Here is a 660-nt window from a genome sequence, read left to right as displayed (position 1 = left end):
GAAACCTTCGTCACCCGCAAGATCACGCGCGCTGTCGCCCGCATCGAGGTCGGGCTGGAGGAGACGCTCTATCTTGGCAATCTCTCGGCCAGGCGCGACTGGGGCCATGCGCGCGACTATGTCGAGGGCATGCACAAGATCCTGCAGGCCGACAAGCCCGACGATTTCGTGCTCGCAACCGGCGAAATGCACTCGGTGCGAGAGATGGTCGAACTCTCGTTCGCGCAAGTCGGCCGCCGCATCGCATGGCGCGGGGCAGGCGTCGAGGAGACCGGCGTCGACGAGACGAGCGGCAAGACGGTGGTGAAGATCGATCCGACATATTTCCGTCCCACCGAGGTCGATCTCCTCGTTGGCGACGCCAGCAAGGCGCGCGAGGTGCTCGGCTGGACGCCGAAGCGGAGCTTTGCAGAGCTCGTCGCAGAGATGATGGCGAGCGATCTGGCGGTAGCAAAACAGGACGCGACGAGTGGCAAACGTACCGTTTGAACTGACAGGCAAGAGCGTCTACGTTGCCGGCCATCGCGGCATGGTAGGCAGCGCGCTTGCGCGCCGGCTCGAGCGGGAGAAGGTCAAGCTCGTCACCGTGGACCGGCGCGAGGTCGATCTGTGCAATCAGGCCGCGGTGTTCGACTGGTTCGCGAAGACGCGGCCGCAGGT

At 64.7% G+C, this 660-nt stretch carries 2 protein-coding genes; both read left to right on the top strand.

The genetic code is table 11. The features are described 5' to 3' along the window. Positions 1–489 (top strand): GDP-mannose 4,6-dehydratase (locus IVB48_RS12270; protein WP_247400136.1); only part of this gene is annotated, 489 nt, incomplete at its 5' end. Continuing rightward, positions 470–660, top strand: a 191-nt coding sequence (locus IVB48_RS12265) for an NAD-dependent epimerase/dehydratase family protein (RefSeq protein ID WP_247400134.1), incomplete at its 3' end; no start/stop codon positions are given. The genes IVB48_RS12270 and IVB48_RS12265, both read left to right, overlap by 20 nt.

It is taken from the genome of Bradyrhizobium sp. 76 (genome assembly GCF_023073025.1).
Classification (GTDB): domain Bacteria; phylum Pseudomonadota; class Alphaproteobacteria; order Rhizobiales; family Xanthobacteraceae; genus Bradyrhizobium.
The sequence above is the reverse complement of the archived record's forward strand: the minus strand, read 5'-3'. Positions and strand labels throughout refer to the sequence as shown.